Origin of the sequence: Streptomyces sp. NPDC008317 (assembly GCF_042955955.1) — a bacterium.
Classification (GTDB): Bacteria; Actinomycetota; Actinomycetes; order Streptomycetales; family Streptomycetaceae; genus Actinacidiphila.
Map to the genome: position 1 here is coordinate 644,718 of NZ_JBIBFQ010000004.1, position 13,282 is coordinate 657,999.

At 73.0% G+C, this 13,282-nt stretch carries 13 protein-coding genes and 1 pseudogene; 8 read left to right on the forward strand and 6 right to left on the reverse strand.

The window, feature by feature from the left end; translation table 11 throughout:
• The 3 genes and pseudogenes from ACFY9V_RS16130 to ACFY9V_RS16140 all read left to right on the forward strand — a co-directional run.
• Positions 1-304 (forward strand): annotated as a pseudogene (locus ACFY9V_RS16130) (hypothetical protein); the annotation flags it as partial.
• A 134-nt stretch (positions 305-438) separates the two neighbouring features.
• Positions 439-1,350, forward strand: a complete 912-nt coding sequence (locus ACFY9V_RS16135) for an alpha/beta fold hydrolase (RefSeq protein WP_391161642.1) — start codon at positions 439-441, stop codon at positions 1,348-1,350.
• A 93-nt stretch (positions 1,351-1,443) separates the two neighbouring features.
• Entirely contained in the window at positions 1,444-1,584 is a 141-nt protein-coding gene (locus ACFY9V_RS16140) for a hypothetical protein (RefSeq protein ID WP_355348600.1), read from the forward strand.
• A 134-nt stretch (positions 1,585-1,718) separates the two neighbouring features.
• Here the strand turns inward: ACFY9V_RS16140 and ACFY9V_RS16145 are convergent, their stop codons facing one another.
• The 4 genes from ACFY9V_RS16145 to ACFY9V_RS16160 all read right to left on the reverse strand — a co-directional run bounded on the left by ACFY9V_RS16145 (position 1,719) and on the right by ACFY9V_RS16160 (position 5,586).
• Positions 1,719-2,327 carry a MarC family protein gene (locus tag ACFY9V_RS16145; protein ID WP_188284666.1) on the reverse strand — a complete coding sequence of 203 codons (609 nt, stop codon included), beginning with the start codon at positions 2,325-2,327 and terminating at the stop codon, positions 1,719-1,721.
• Positions 2,328-2,536: 209 nt separating this feature from the next.
• Positions 2,537-3,394, reverse strand: coding sequence for a PHP domain-containing protein (locus tag ACFY9V_RS16150; protein WP_355348596.1), 858 nt, complete (start codon positions 3,392-3,394; stop codon positions 2,537-2,539).
• Between the two features lie 846 nt (positions 3,395-4,240).
• Positions 4,241-4,879, reverse strand: coding sequence for a DUF6758 family protein (locus ACFY9V_RS16155; protein WP_355348593.1), 639 nt, complete (start codon positions 4,877-4,879; stop codon positions 4,241-4,243).
• A 113-nt stretch (positions 4,880-4,992) separates the two neighbouring features.
• Entirely contained in the window at positions 4,993-5,586 is a 594-nt protein-coding gene (locus ACFY9V_RS16160) for a suppressor of fused domain protein (protein WP_355348590.1), read from the reverse strand.
• A 376-nt stretch (positions 5,587-5,962) separates the two neighbouring features.
• Between ACFY9V_RS16160 and ACFY9V_RS16165 the strand changes: the two genes are divergently transcribed.
• Complete coding sequence (locus ACFY9V_RS16165) at positions 5,963-7,099, forward strand: magnesium and cobalt transport protein CorA (protein WP_355348587.1); 1,137 nt, start codon at positions 5,963-5,965, stop codon at positions 7,097-7,099.
• A 66-nt stretch (positions 7,100-7,165) separates the two neighbouring features.
• Here ACFY9V_RS16165 and ACFY9V_RS16170 read toward each other — a convergent pair whose 3' ends face one another.
• Positions 7,166-8,128 carry an EamA family transporter gene (locus ACFY9V_RS16170; protein WP_391161643.1) on the reverse strand — a complete coding sequence of 321 codons (963 nt, stop codon included), beginning with the start codon at positions 8,126-8,128 and terminating at the stop codon, positions 7,166-7,168.
• Positions 8,129-8,329: 201 nt separating this feature from the next.
• Here ACFY9V_RS16170 and ACFY9V_RS16175 point away from each other — a divergent pair, with 201 nt between their 5' ends.
• Positions 8,330-8,845 (forward strand): hypothetical protein, encoded by a 516-nt coding sequence (locus tag ACFY9V_RS16175; RefSeq protein WP_391161644.1) that lies wholly within the window; start codon positions 8,330-8,332, stop codon positions 8,843-8,845.
• A 14-nt stretch (positions 8,846-8,859) separates the two neighbouring features.
• On the opposite strand, the gene ACFY9V_RS16180 is transcribed toward ACFY9V_RS16175, so the two are convergent.
• On the reverse strand, positions 8,860-9,585 hold the full coding sequence (locus ACFY9V_RS16180; protein WP_355348581.1) for a hypothetical protein: 726 nt from the start codon (positions 9,583-9,585) through the stop codon (positions 8,860-8,862).
• 186 nt (positions 9,586-9,771) lie between these two features.
• Here ACFY9V_RS16180 and ACFY9V_RS16185 point away from each other — a divergent pair, with 186 nt between their 5' ends.
• Genes ACFY9V_RS16185 through ACFY9V_RS16195 form a run of 3 tightly spaced genes read left to right on the forward strand, consistent with a single transcriptional unit; the run spans position 9,772 to position 13,101 of the window.
• Entirely contained in the window at positions 9,772-11,205 is a 1,434-nt protein-coding gene (locus ACFY9V_RS16185) for a magnesium transporter MgtE N-terminal domain-containing protein (protein ID WP_391161645.1), read from the forward strand.
• Positions 11,192-11,911: a DUF1003 domain-containing protein gene (locus tag ACFY9V_RS16190; protein ID WP_391161646.1), complete on the forward strand. Its 720-nt coding sequence runs from the start codon at positions 11,192-11,194 to the stop codon at positions 11,909-11,911. The genes ACFY9V_RS16185 and ACFY9V_RS16190 overlap by 14 nt, the downstream gene beginning before the upstream one ends.
• 32 nt (positions 11,912-11,943) lie before the next feature.
• Complete coding sequence (locus tag ACFY9V_RS16195; protein ID WP_355348575.1) at positions 11,944-13,101, forward strand: Mrp/NBP35 family ATP-binding protein; 1,158 nt, start codon at positions 11,944-11,946, stop codon at positions 13,099-13,101.
• The last annotated feature ends 181 nt before the right edge of the window (positions 13,102-13,282 follow it).

Sequence of the window (13,282 nt, forward strand, 5' to 3'; positions counted from 1 at the left end):
CGCCGCCCCGGTCACCCCGGTCGCGGACGAGGCGCCCAAGACGCCGCGCCGCCGCACCCGCAAGGCCGCGACGGCCGTCACCGCCGAGGTGCCCGCACCCGCGGTCGCGCCGGAGGCGGAGAGCACCGCGGACGCGCCGAAGCCGGTGCGCAAGCGGGCGCCCCGCAAGACCGCCGCCGCCGCTGCCGCGGCGGTCGAGGTCGCCGACGTACCGGCTCCCGCCACCGCGGGGGACGAGGCGCCGAAGACCCCGCGCCGCCGTACCCGCAAGGCGGTCGCCGCGACGGCCGCGGACGAGGGCTGACCTAGGCCGTCTCCGCCGCCGCACCCGTACGGACGAACGCCCCCGGCCCCTCGGCCGGGGGCGTTCGCGTGCCGGGGACACCGGGATCGGGCGGAGGCAACCTGTCGGACATATGCACCGCGTAACCTCGGTTCATGAGCCGACCCACTGCCCTGGATCTGCCGGAGAACGTGTCCGCCCATCGGCTGGAGACGGCCCGCGGATCCTTCGCCGTACTCGACGCCTCCCCCGCCCCCGACGCCCCGCCGCGCGGCACCGCGCTGCTCGTGCCCGGCTTCACCGGCAGCAAGGAGGACTTCCTCCCGCTGCTCACCCCGCTGTCGGCGGCCGGTTTCCGGGTGGTGGCGGTGGACGGCCGCGGCCAGTACGAGTCGGGCGGCCCGCGCGAGGAGAGCGCCTACGCGCAGGGCGAGTTGGCGGCCGACGTGGTCGCGCAGACGGCGGCGCTCGCGGCGGCCGGCGGGGGCGGCCCCGTGCATCTGCTGGGCCATTCGCTGGGCGGTCTCGTCGTACGGGCGGCGGTGATCGACCAAGGTCCCGGCGCGTGGGCGTCGTTGACGCTGATGAGCACGGGTCCGGGTGCGATCTCCGAGGAACAACAGACCCGCACCCAGTTGTTGATCGATGTGCTGCCGGTGATGGATCTGGAGGCCGTCTGGCAGGCGATGCGGTCGATGGACGCGGAGAACGGCGAGCAGCCGGACACCCCGCCCGCCGTCGAGGCGTTTCTGCACCGCCGCTGGGTGACCACGCTGCCAGAGCAACTCGCTGTCACCGCACGGCAGTTGATGGACGAGCCGGACCGGGTGGACGAGCTGGCCGCGGCCGGGCCGCTGCCGAAGCTGGTGATCTCGGGCGAGGTCGACCATGTGTGGCCGCCGTCGTGGATGGACGCGATGGCGACTCGGCTGGGCGCCGAGCGCGCGGTGATCAAGGGCGCGGAGCACTCGCCGAACACCGAGCGTCCCGCCGAGACGGCGGCGGCGCTGATCGCCTTCTGGACCGGCGGCGCGGGGGCCGACGGCACAAGCCTTACCGGTGAGTAATTAGATCGAGAAAGTGTTTCTTTAGTCTAGGGAATGTTTTCGAGGGGGTGTTGGTTGACTACACATGTAACGAGCGACGAAGGGAGAAGCCCCATGCGCTTCGAGATCATGCGACTCGACGACCGAAACGGCAACGCCGTGGACAGCACCGTCGTGGACGCCTCCGCCGTCAACAAGATCGTGCAGCAGGCCGCTGCCATAGGCCAGCGCATCTACATCCGCCCCGCGGACTGACGACGCCACAGGGCCTGGCCCACCGCATCGGCGCCCCGTACATGAAGACGTACGGGGCGCTTTCGCGTGTCCGGGGGCCCGGCGGGGGCCGCAGGAGGGGCCACGGGGGGCCGCAGGAGGGGCCGCGGGAGGGCTCAGCCCTCGCCGTGGATGAAGCCGAAGATGCCGTTGGCGACCTGCTGGACGGCGATGGCCGACAGGAGCATGCCCGACAGCCGGGTCACCAGCACCACACCGCCCTCCTTGATCAGCCGGATGATCGCCAGCGAGTACCGCATCGTCAGCCACAGCACGGCGTGCATCGCGATGATCGCCACCCACACCGACATCTGCTGACCGAACCCGTCCGCGTGCTGCACCGCCAGGATCACGGTCACGATCGCGCCGGGGCCCGCCAGCAGCGGCATCCCCAGCGGCACCAGCGCGACGTTCACGTCCTTCGTCTGCGTCGGCTCGTCCGCCTTCCCGGTCAGCAGATCCAGCGCGATCAGCAGAAGCAGCAGCCCGCCCGCCACGCGCAGCGCGGGCACCGACACATGCAGATAGTCGAGGATCTGCTGCCCGCAGATCCCGAACACCGTGATCACCCCGAGCGCCACCAGCGCCGCCTGCCACGCCATCCGGCGCTGCACCTTCGTGGCGCGCCCCGAGGTCAGCGCGAGAAAAATGGGCGTGATACCGGGCGGATCCATGATCACGAAGAGCGTGACGAATACCGACCCGAAGAGGGTGACGTCGAACATGGGGCGACTTTCTGGTGAGGGGGGCGGGTCGGGCTGCGCCCGGCAGACGGCGTGTGGGGGACGGGCCCACCGGGCCGCGGCCACGGGGAGGCCGTCAGCCGACGTCACCTCCGCACGGGTGGCTGGGGGCGGGAAAACGCACCGCGCCGCGGGCGCGGGAGGAGGCCCCGGGGGCTCCCCGAAGCGAGGAGCGGGGTCACGTAGCGGCGCTAGACGGCGCTGATGGGCACCGCGCCCGTCGCCCGCCGGGCGATCTCGCGGTAGACCTCGGGGTCGGTGACGCAGTCGCCGAGACGGCAGGTCTTACGACTGCCGTGATAGTCGCTCGACCCGGTGGCCAGCAGCCCCGTCTCGGCCGCGAAGGCCCGCAGCCGGGCCCGGGTCGGGGCGTCGTGGTCCACGTGGTCGACCTCGATGCCGTCGAGCCCGGCCGACGCCAGTTCCGCTATCACCGACTCCGGTACGGTCTCGCCGCGCTTGTGCGCGCCGGGGTGCGCGAAGACGGTGACGCCGCCCGCGCCCTTGACCAGCCGTACCGCGTCGAAGGGGTCCAGCTCGTGCTTGGGTACGTAGGCCCGCCCGGCGTTCGTCAGCCAGTCGTCCGTGAAGGCGTCGGAGACGGTGGGGACCACGCCGAGCTCCACCATCGCGGTCGCGATGTGGGGGCGGCCGACGGAGCCGTCCCCGGCGATGGCGGCCACCCGCTCCCAGGTCACGGGCACGCCCAGCTCCTGGAGCTTCGCCACCATGGCCCGCGCCCTGGGCACCCGGTCGTCCCGTACCAGCTCCCGCTCCCGGTACAGCTCCGGCTCCTCCGGGTCGAACAGGTACGCCAGCATGTGCATGCTGATCCCGTCGATCCGACAGGACAGCTCCGCGCCGGTGACCAGCGTCAACGGCACCGTCAGCGCGCGCAGCGCCGCCGTCGCCTCCGCGTATCCGCCCACCGTGTCGTGGTCCGTCAGCGCCACGACGTCCAGACCGGCCCCCGCCGCGTTCCGCACCAGCTCGGCGGGCGCGTCGGTGCCGTCACTCGCGGTGGAGTGAGCGTGCAAATCAATCCGCACCGGGGCGCTCCGCTGGGCAGTAGTGTCTTCTCGGCCAGCCGCCAGCATAAGCCTTCCCCCCACCCCACCCGCCGCTGCTCCGCCACCCCCCCGCCCCTGACGGGGCGCACCGTCTTTCGCCCGGACGGCGAGCCGATCATTTAAGGGGCGCGGGCCTGTGCTTGATCTGCGGCTGCCGCCGCGCGGGCGCGCTCAACCACCACGCTCCCGCACGTCACCACCCGCCCCAACGGGGCAATCCGGTAGTCCCCGGACCACCGGCCGGTGATGGGTTACCCGCGCAGTTCCCCGCGCCCCTAACGGGGCCCACCCCCTTTCGCCCGGACGGCGAGCCGATCCTTTAAGGGGCGCGGGGAACTGCGCCACCAACCACCACGCTCCCGCACGACACCACCCGCCCCAGCGGGGCAGACCGGTTGTCCCCGGACCACCCGCCGGTGATGGGTTACCCGCGCCGTTCCCCGCGCCCCTGACGGGGCGCACCGCCTCTCGCCCGGACGGCAAGCCGATCCTTTAAGGGGCGCGGGGAACTGCGCCACCAACCACCGCGCTCCCGCACGACACCACCCGCCCCAGCGGGGCAGACCGGTTGTCCCCGGACCACCCGCCGGTGAGGGGTTCGCCCCTGACGGGGCGCACCGCCTTTCGCCCGGACGGCAAGCCGATCCTTTAAGGGGCGCGGGGAACTGCGCGCTCAGCCGAAGCGCTCCCGCACGACACCACCCGCCCCAGCGGGGCAGACCAGTTGTCGCCGGACCACCGGCCGGTGGGGGCTCGCCGCGCCCCCGGGGGGGACCGACTTGCGCAAGGCGCGGGTACGGGTGGGGGTGGCCCCCCCGGGAGGGGCTAGGCGAGGAGGCGGGGGGAGAGGGCCCCGCAGGGGAGCATGTCGACCTCGGCCCCGGCGTCGCGGAGGTCGGTGAGGACGAGCTCGTCGTACATGAGGAGCCCGGTCTGCTCGGGCCAGACGATGGCCCAGAGCCAGAGCCCGCGGGCCTCGCCGGCGAAGACGACACGGTCGTCGGGAGCGCCGTTGACGTGCCAGAGCGGCGTCGGCCGCCCGGCGGCGAGCACCTTGGCGTGCGGAGGCTTGTCGACGCACATGCCGGGCCCCGGATCGGGCCCGGGAATCCCGGCGTGACGGGCGCCGAGCCCGACGCCCAACTCCTCGGCGATGAGCATGAGTTCACCGGGTCCGCCGAGCGGCCCGGGTCCCGAGCAGGCCACGGCGGTGGCCCGCCCGCCGCTGCGGTCGTCGCCCGCGGCGGCGACACCGGAGAAGAGCCAGCCGACCGGCAGGGGCCACGGCATCCAGACGGGCACCTGGGCGCGGTGCACCACGACGCCGAGCGCCTCGACGCTCGGGGGCACGACGGGTTGCAGCGGATACACGGTCCCGTGCTCGTCGCACTGCCAGGAGTCGGCGAAGAGGCCGGGCGCTCGCACCCTGCCACCGCACTTCGGGCAACTGGGTTCGCCCCTCATAACGACCAACGGTCCTCCGGGTCCGTGCCCCCGTCAAGGACGATCACCCAGGTGGTTCAGCGACACCACGCGCCTGGCGGAGCGCGGGACGCGACCGCGACCGGCGGCCCGGATCAGCCGAGGGCCACGGCCCCGCGCAGCGGATCGCGCAGGTCCGTGCCGTGCGAGAGCCAGCGTTCCTGGAGGGCGGCGGCGCCGTGCACCCGCTTCCAGGCGGCCTCGGTGTGGGTCATCGGCAGCAGCGGCAGGAAGCGGACGGGGTCGGGCGCCGGGTCGAGGGCGTCGAGCACCAGATCCTCGACCAGGCCCCCGCCCTCGGCGACGAGCACGGCGGAGAAGGGCGCGCCCGGCCAGAGCGGCTCGCCGACGTCCAGCGAGTTGCCGGGGGCGACGACGACCCCTTCGACCTGCGGAGAGGCGCCGAGTACGGCGAGCGGCCGCAGCACCTTGTCGGTTTCGGCCACACCGGCGCGTACCGACAGCAGCAGTTCGGCGCGCGGGCCGCGTACGGGATCGGCGACGGTGGCGAGAGGCTCGTTCATGGGCTGCGCCGACATCCCGAGGGTGGCGTATCGCAGCAGGTCACCGTCGCGGTAGCGGAGCACTTCGATGCGGTCGACGCCGAGGAACGTCACGGCGGCGCGCGCGTCCGGCGCGCCGAAGGCGGAGCGCAGTCGCGCCTCGACCAGCGTCAGGAGATCACCCATGCGGCGAGCATAGATCGCGTATGGAACCGGCCAAGCGCGGTCGAGCGGGCACGCGGACGCGCTAAGGTGGGGTGTTCATATACGACATCCCCCAGCGGGGCATGGCCGGAGGAGGTGGGGACTGCAGTGGATCCGAGTCGACCGTGCAGTACCGGCAGCTCTTCCGAACGCCGTCCCGTGATGTGAGCCTGCGCGCTACTTACCCGGCCCTTGTGCCGTGAAACGCGTGACCTCACGATCCTCACGATCTGCCCGCGGAGCGAATCCGCGTCGGAAGAGCGCCCTGAACTGCCTGGTGATCAGCCAGTACTGATCCCGTCCTGATCAGCATTCAGTGCGGCGTGATGCCGTCGGCCAGTCCGTGAAGGAGCTTGCCATGTCGATGATCCGTGATCTGCGCGCTGTCGTACGCCCCGCGCTGCGCAAGAGCACCGCGTCCTACGACTACGGGCCGACTCACGACGTCTCCGCCGCCGGCAGCGCGGTGGTGGACTGCGCGGTCTACCGCGACGGCGTGCGGTGCAGCGACACCGTCGGTCTCAGCGAGGCGCTGGCGAGCGTGCGGGCCGGGCGCAGCGGCGAGCAGTGCGACGGGCGCGACGGCTTCGTGTGGATCGGTCTGCACGAGCCGACCGAGCAGGAATTCGCCGGTATCGCCCAGGAGTTCGGCCTGCACCCGCTGGCGGTCGAGGACGCGGTCCACGCCCACCAGCGGCCGAAGCTGGAGCGGTACGACGACTCGCTGTTCACGGTCTTCAAGACGATCCGCTACGTCGAGCACGCCGAGCTGACCGCCACCAGCGAGGTGGTGGAGAGCGGCGAGGTGATGGTCTTCACCGGCCGGTATTTCGTGATCACCGTGCGGCACGGCAGCCACGGTTCGCTGCGCTCGCTGCGGCACCGCCTCGAGGACGACCCCGAGCTGCTGGCCAAGGGCCCGTCCGCGGTGCTGCACGCCATCGCCGACCAGGTCGTGGACGACTACCTGGCCGTCACCGAGGCCGTGCAGGACGACATCGACGAGGTCGAGATCGACGTCTTCTCGGCCGAGAACGGCAAGCCGTCGCGCGGCGGCGACGCGGGCCGGATCTACCAGCTCAAGCGCGAGGTGCTGGAGTTCAAGCGCGCGGTGGCGCCGCTGCTGCGGCCGATGCAGGTGCTCGGCGAGCGGCCGATGCGGCTGATCGACCCGGAGATCCAGAAGTACTTCCGCGATGTCGCCGACCACGTGGCCCGCGTCCACGAGCAGGTCATGGGCTTCGACGACCTGCTCAACTCGATCCTCCAGGCCAACCTCGCGCAGGCCACCGTCGTGCAGAACGAGGACATGCGCAAGATCACCGCCTGGGCGGCGATCCTGGCCGTCCCGACGATGATCACCGGCGTGTACGGGATGAACTTCGACACGATGCCGGAGCTGCGCTGGAAGTTCGGCTATCCGACCGTGCTGATCGGCATCGTGGCGATCTGTTACGTGATCCACCGCGGCTTCCGGCGCAACGGCTGGCTCTGACCCCGGCCCCGGCTCCAACCCCGGCTCTGACCCCGGCTCCGGCTCCGACGCGGGTGCGCGCGGCGCTCAGGCGGTCTTCCTGCGGTCGGCGAGGATCACCAGGGCCAGGCCCACGAGGATCACGCAGAGCGCCGGGTAGGCGGACCAGGCCGGGATCTGGCCCAGCCACAGCGCGGCGATCAGCGCCGCGCCCGGCGTCTCCAGCAGGATCGCGGTGGAGGTGGTGGACGGGCCGAGGCCGCGTACCACCCGGTTGAGCAGCGAGTGCCCGAGCAGTTGCGCGACGACGGTGAGGGCGGCGATCTTCAGCCACGTACGGCCGTCGTAGCCGCCGAGCGCGGAGCCGGAGACCAGGCAGGTGACCAGCAGGACCGCGGCGGTGGTCGCGTAGCAGACGTAGGTGTACGCGGTCGTGCTCGCGGTCCTGCGCACCTCGGAGCCGAGCAGGACGTATCCGGCGGCGGCGATGCCGCCGCCGAGGGCCAGGGCGTCGCCCGCGAGGGCCCGGGTGTCGGTGGACAGGTCGATGCCGGTGAGGATGACGACGCCCGCCACGGCGAGCGCGGTGCCCACCCACACCAGCCGGGGCGGCCGGTGGCCGCGTATCCGCAGGATGATCGTGGTCCAGATCGGCGTGGTGGTGCACAGGGCGGTCGAGGTGGCCACCGACGTCATCGACAGGCTCGGCAGCCACAGCCCGAAGTGCAGCGCGAGCACGACACCGGCGAGCACGGAGAGCGTCAGCGCCCTGCGGCCCATCCGCCGCAGTTCGGCGCGGCCCCGCCACAGGGCGAACGGGCTGAGGACGCCGACCGCCATCGCGTTCCGCCAGAAGGCGATGGCGAGCGCGGGCGCGGCCGTCGAGGCGATCAGCGGGGCCGACATCGAGACGCTGGCGATGGCCACGGTGAGCAGCGTGAAGTCCAGCGTCCGCGCGGCGGCGGGCTCGGCGCCCGGCCCTCCCGCGGCGGCGGGCCCCGTACCGGTGTCCGGCAGCGGAAGCGCGGCGGCGGCGGGCTCGGCGGTCACGGGACTCCTCGGGCGGACGCGGTGCGGTGACAGGGACGGCCGCGGGTCGGACACCGGAGCGTCCGACACCGGGGGCGGACACGGCGCCGCGCCCGTCGGCAGCCACCAGCGTAAGGCCCGTGGCGGGTCCACGTACCTGTCGGTCCGTACCGTGATACCGGCCGGGGTCCGCCGCCTGTGGCCAGCGCCTAAAGTGGCGGCATGACGACCGCTGTGAGCGCAGAGCAGACCGCCCTCGTCGAGGAGGCCACCAAGAAGTCGGGCCTGGTGTGGGTGGACGGCCAGGCGCTGTGGCACGCGTGGGTGGACGGCGCGATGTGCGTGGTCGGCGGCGGGCCCGTCGAGCAGCCGCTGCCGCCGGGGCTCGCCGACGGCGGGCGCGCCACGGTCGTCGTCCGCAGCAAGGACAAGGGCGGGCGGCTGGTGGCCTGGACGGCCCTGGTCGCCCTGCTGCCGCCGGACGGCGAGGCGTGGGAGGCGGCCGTGGCGGAGCTGAAGGGCAAGAGGCTCAACTCCGTCGACGCCGAGACGGTCACCGAGCGCTGGGCCCGCGACTGCCGGGTCTTCCGGCTGGCGCCCGAGGGCGCTCCCGTCGAGCACCCCGGCGCGATGCCGGACGTCTCCGGCGCGGCGGTCCCGGTCGCGACCCCGGCCACGACCCGGCATTCGGTCCCGGCCGGTCTGCCGAAGCTGCTGGCCCGCCGCCGCAAGGCGTAGCGCACCGGGCCCGGCTACTTCGTCGTCACCGATTTGCCGTAGTCGACCACCGAGGACTTGTTCGGCGCCGCGAGCGTGAAGTCCTCGCCCCAGTCGGAGAGGGTGAGCGTCCCCGCGTTGCCCGCGCGCTGGTAGCGCAGCGGGTAGGGCGTGCCCTTGAGGGAGACGTCCAGCGAGCCGCCCTTGGTGCCGTTGAGGGCGACGGTCCTGGTGTCGCCGACCTTGCGGTGGTCGCCGAGCTTGAGGTCGCCGTCGAGCACGAAGAGGTCGGCGAGCAGCACCTTCTTGTCGGTGAAGCCGCTGAACTGCTTGTACGCGGGGTCGTCGGTGGGCACCTTGACGTATTTGTCGTCGAGCTTCTGGGCGGCGGCCTTGCCGTTCTTGTCGGCGCCCGCGTCGCCGTAGAAGTCGGCGCCCGCCTTGAGGTAGAGGTCGGCGCCGACCCGCAGGAGCTGGAAGGTCGTGCCCTTGGTGGTGACCTCGCCGACGCCGCCGTTGTCCCGCAGCCGCATGTCGAGCCGGAAGCTCTGCCCCTTGCTGATCACCGTGCCCGCCAGGCGTACGGTCGGCGCGGTCTCGGCGGCGGTCTTCGCCTTCTGCTCGACGGTCGCGGGCGGCAGCTTGGCGACGCCGTTGGTGCCCGCGTCGGGGTCGCCGCCGAAGCCGAGGCATCCGGTGAGTACGGTCGCCGCGCACAGTGTTCCGAGAGCGGCGGCTGCGGTCCGGCGGCCGGGATACACGTGTTCTCGTCCTCCTGCGGAGACGGCGGGGGGCACCCCGGACGAGTCCGGGGAGGCGTCCAGAAGCTACCGCACGGTACCCCCGGCGAGCACCCCGTGGGGCGGGCAAGATCGGCTGGGAGTAGCCTGGCGACGGATGACGAGTGGACCGGAGCAGCCCTCCGTGGACCGGTAGGAGGCCCCCCGATGGCCGCAGGCAGCCCGCGGGTCTTCGTCTCCCATCTTTCGGGCGTCGCGGTCTTCGATCCGAACGGCGACCAGGTGGGCCGGGTCCGTGACGTCGTGGTGATGCTGCGGGTCGGCGGACGGCCGCCGCGGGTGCTCGGCCTGGTGGTCGAGGTGGTCAGCCGCCGCCGGATCTTCCTGCCCATGACACGGGTCACCGGGGTCGAGTCCGGCCAGGTGATCACCACCGGGGTGCTGAACATGCGCCGCTTCGAGCAGCGGCCGACCGAGACGCTGGTGCTGGGCGAGCTGCTGGACCGCCGGGTGCGCCTGGTCGCCGAGGACCCGGGGCAGGACGCGGGGCAGGACGCCGGAGGGGACGGCGGGCAGGGCGCGGCGGACGCGGGCGCGGGCGAGTCCGGCGCGGAGGTCACCGTCCTCGACGTCTCCATGACCCAGCTCCCGGCCCGCCGCGACTGGGAGATCGACAAGGTCTTCGTGCGCCGCGGCAGGCCCGGGGCCCTGCGCCGCAAGGGAGCCACCCTCACCGTCGACTGGTCGGCGGTGACCGGCTTCCGGCTGGCCGAGGACGGCCAGGGCGCGGAGAACCTGGTGGCGACCTTCGAACAGCTCCGCCCGGCCGACCTGGCGAACGTCCTGCACCACCTGTCGCCCAAGCGGCGCGGCGAGGTGGCCGCGGCGCTCGACGACGACCGGCTGGCGGACGTCCTGGAGGAGCTGCCCGACGACGACCAGGTGGAGATCCTCAGCAAGCTCAAGGAGGAGCGCGCCGCGGACGTCCTGGAGGCGATGGACCCGGACGACGCGGCCGACCTGCTGGCCGAACTGCCCGCGGACGAGCAGGAACGACTCCTCACGCTGATGCAGCCGCAGGACGCGGCGGGCGTACGGCGGCTGCTGTCGTACGAGGAGCGGACCGCGGGCGGCCTGATGACCACCGAGCCGATCGTGCTGCGCCCTGACGCCACGGTCGCCGACGCGCTCGCCCGAATCCGCAACCCCGACCTGTCCCCCGCGCTGGCCGCGCAGGTCTACGTGTGCCGGCCGCCGGACGAGACGCCGACCGGCAAGTACCTGGGCCTGGTGCACTTCCAGCGGCTGCTGCGCGACCCGCCGTTCACGCTGCTCGCCTCGATCGTGGACACCGACCTCCAGCCGCTGACGCCCGACACCCCGCTGCCCGCGGTGACCAGCTACCTGGCGACGTACAACATGATCTCGGCGCCCGTGGTGAACGCGACCGGGGGGCTGCTGGGCGCGGTCACGGTGGACGACGTGCTGGACCACCTGCTGCCCGAGGACTGGCGCGAGACGGATCTGCACGGCGCGGTCGGGCCGCACGGGCACCACATGACGGACGACGGCACGGACGACGCGGCGGACGACGACGCGCGGGGCGGCATGACGGGGGTGGGCGACGATGGCGGCCGATGACCGCGACCGGGAGCGCTTCCGGCACCCGCCCGGCGCGACCGCCACCTCGCGCCCCCGCGTGCGGCTCGACCAGCCGCGCGCCCCGCGCCGCAGCCTGCTGCCGACGTACGACCCGGAGGCGTTCGGCAAGCTCTCCGAGCGCGTGGCCCGCTTCCTGGGCACCGGACGGTTCATCGTCTGGATGACGGTCCTCATCATCCTGTGGGTGCTGTGGAACATCTTCGCGCCGCCGTCGATCCGCTTCGACAACTACCCGTTCATCTTCCTGACCCTGATGCTGTCCCTCCAGGCGTCGTACGCGGCCCCGCTGATCCTGCTCGCGCAGAACCGGCAGGACGACCGGGACCGGGTCAACCTCGAACAGGACCGCAAGCAGGGCGAGCGGAGCATCGCCGACACCGAGTACCTGACCCGCGAGGTCGCGGCGCTGCGGATGAACCTCGGCGAGGTCGCCACCCGCGACTGGATCCGCTCCGAACTCCAGGACCTGCTCAAGGAGATCGAGGACCGGCAGGCCGGGGGCGGCCACGGCACGAGCCCCGGCGGCAGGCCCAGCGGCGGCAGGACCCACACCAAACGCGGCCCCGAGGCCAGGCGCGGCACGGACGGCGGGCACGGCTCCGGGACGGGCCCCGGCTCGGGCCCCGGCTCCGACCCCGGCTCCGACAACGAGGGCAGTGACGAAGGCGACGGCCGGGGGCGCTGAACGGCGCTCGGCCACCGCCGTACCATCGACGTATGGCTACCGACACCGCAGTCTCCACGCCGACCGAAGACGCCGTGCGCGCCGCGCTCGCGACGGTGAACGACCCGGAGATCCACAAACCGATCACCGACCTCGGCATGGTCAAGTCCGTGGACATCGGCGCCGACGGCTCGGTCGCCGTCACCGTCTATCTCACGGTGTCCGGCTGCCCGATGCGCGACACCATCACCAACGCCGTCACGGCGGCGGTCGAGGGCGTCGCCGGGGTCACCTCGGTACAGGTCACGCTCGACGTGATGAGCGACGAGCAGCGCCGCGGCCTGGCGTCGTCGCTGCGCGGCGGGCAGGCGGAGCGCGAGATCCCGTTCGCCCAGCCGGGCTCGCTGACCCGCGTCTACGCCGTCGCGTCCGGCAAGGGCGGTGTCGGCAAGTCCTCGGTGACGGTCAACCTGGCGGCGGCGATGGCGGCCGACGGGCTGAAGGTCGGCGTGGTGGACGCGGACATCTACGGGCACAGCGTGCCGCGCATGCTCGGCGCGGACGGCCGGCCCACCCAGGTCGAGAACATGATCATGCCGCCGTCGGCGCACGGCGTGAAGGTCATCTCGATCGGCATGTTCACCCCCGGCAACGAGCCGGTGGTGTGGCGCGGGCCGATGCTGCACCGCGCGCTCCAGCAGTTCCTGGCGGACGTGTACTGGGGCGACCTCGACGTGCTGCTGCTCGACCTGCCGCCCGGCACCGGTGACATCGCCATCTCCGTCGCGCAGCTCGTGCCGAACGCGGAGATCCTGGTCGTCACGACCCCGCAGCAGGCGGCGGCCGAGGTCGCCGAGCGCGCCGGGTCGATCGCCGTGCAGACCCACCAGAAGATCGTCGGCGTGGTGGAGAACATGGCGGGCATGCCGTGCCCGCACTGCGACGAGGTCATCGACGTCTTCGGCTCGGGCGGCGGCGAGCGGGTCGCCGAGGGGCTGACCCGGATGACCGGCGCGACCGTGCCCGTCCTCGGGCAGATCCCCATCGACGTGCGGCTCCGCGAGGGCGGCGACGACGGGCGTCCGGTGGCGCTCAGCCACCCCGAGTCCCCCGCGGGCGCTGCCCTGCGGTCCATCGCGGGCAAGCTGGGCGGCCGTCAGCGCGGCCTGGCGGGGATGTCCCTGGGGATCACCCCGCGCAACAAGTTCTGAGCGCTCGGCGGCCGGGCGGGCGGCCCGGCCGCCGAGCGTACGGGACGGCGGGGGGGGGGGGGTGGGGGGTGAGCCCCCCCCCCCCCCCCCCCGGGCGGCCCCCCCCCCCCCCGCCGCCCCCCCCCGGGGGCCCCCAACCCCGAAAACGGGGACAGCCTGTACAACCCCCCAACCACGCCCG

What these genes read in the sequence shown, in the direction of transcription:
- ACFY9V_RS16140 (WP_355348600.1), top strand. Translation starts at nt 1,444, where the DNA reads ATGCGCTTCGAGATCATGCGACTCGACGACCGAAACGGCAACGCCGTG.
- ACFY9V_RS16135 (WP_391161642.1), top strand. Translation starts at nt 439, where the DNA reads ATGAGCCGACCCACTGCCCTGGATCTGCCGGAGAACGTGTCCGCCCAT.
- ACFY9V_RS16165 (WP_355348587.1), top strand. Translation starts at nt 5,963, where the DNA reads ATGTCGATGATCCGTGATCTGCGCGCTGTCGTACGCCCCGCGCTGCGC.
- ACFY9V_RS16190 (WP_391161646.1), top strand. Translation starts at nt 11,192, where the DNA reads ATGGCGGCCGATGACCGCGACCGGGAGCGCTTCCGGCACCCGCCCGGC.
- ACFY9V_RS16175 (WP_391161644.1), top strand. Translation starts at nt 8,330, where the DNA reads ATGACGACCGCTGTGAGCGCAGAGCAGACCGCCCTCGTCGAGGAGGCC.
- ACFY9V_RS16195 (WP_355348575.1), top strand. Translation starts at nt 11,944, where the DNA reads ATGGCTACCGACACCGCAGTCTCCACGCCGACCGAAGACGCCGTGCGC.
- ACFY9V_RS16185 (WP_391161645.1), top strand. Translation starts at nt 9,772, where the DNA reads ATGGCCGCAGGCAGCCCGCGGGTCTTCGTCTCCCATCTTTCGGGCGTC.
- ACFY9V_RS16160 (WP_355348590.1), bottom strand. Translation starts at nt 5,586, where the DNA reads ATGGGTGATCTCCTGACGCTGGTCGAGGCGCGACTGCGCTCCGCCTTC.
- ACFY9V_RS16155 (WP_355348593.1), bottom strand. Translation starts at nt 4,879, where the DNA reads ATGAGGGGCGAACCCAGTTGCCCGAAGTGCGGTGGCAGGGTGCGAGCG.
- ACFY9V_RS16145 (WP_188284666.1), bottom strand. Translation starts at nt 2,327, where the DNA reads ATGTTCGACGTCACCCTCTTCGGGTCGGTATTCGTCACGCTCTTCGTG.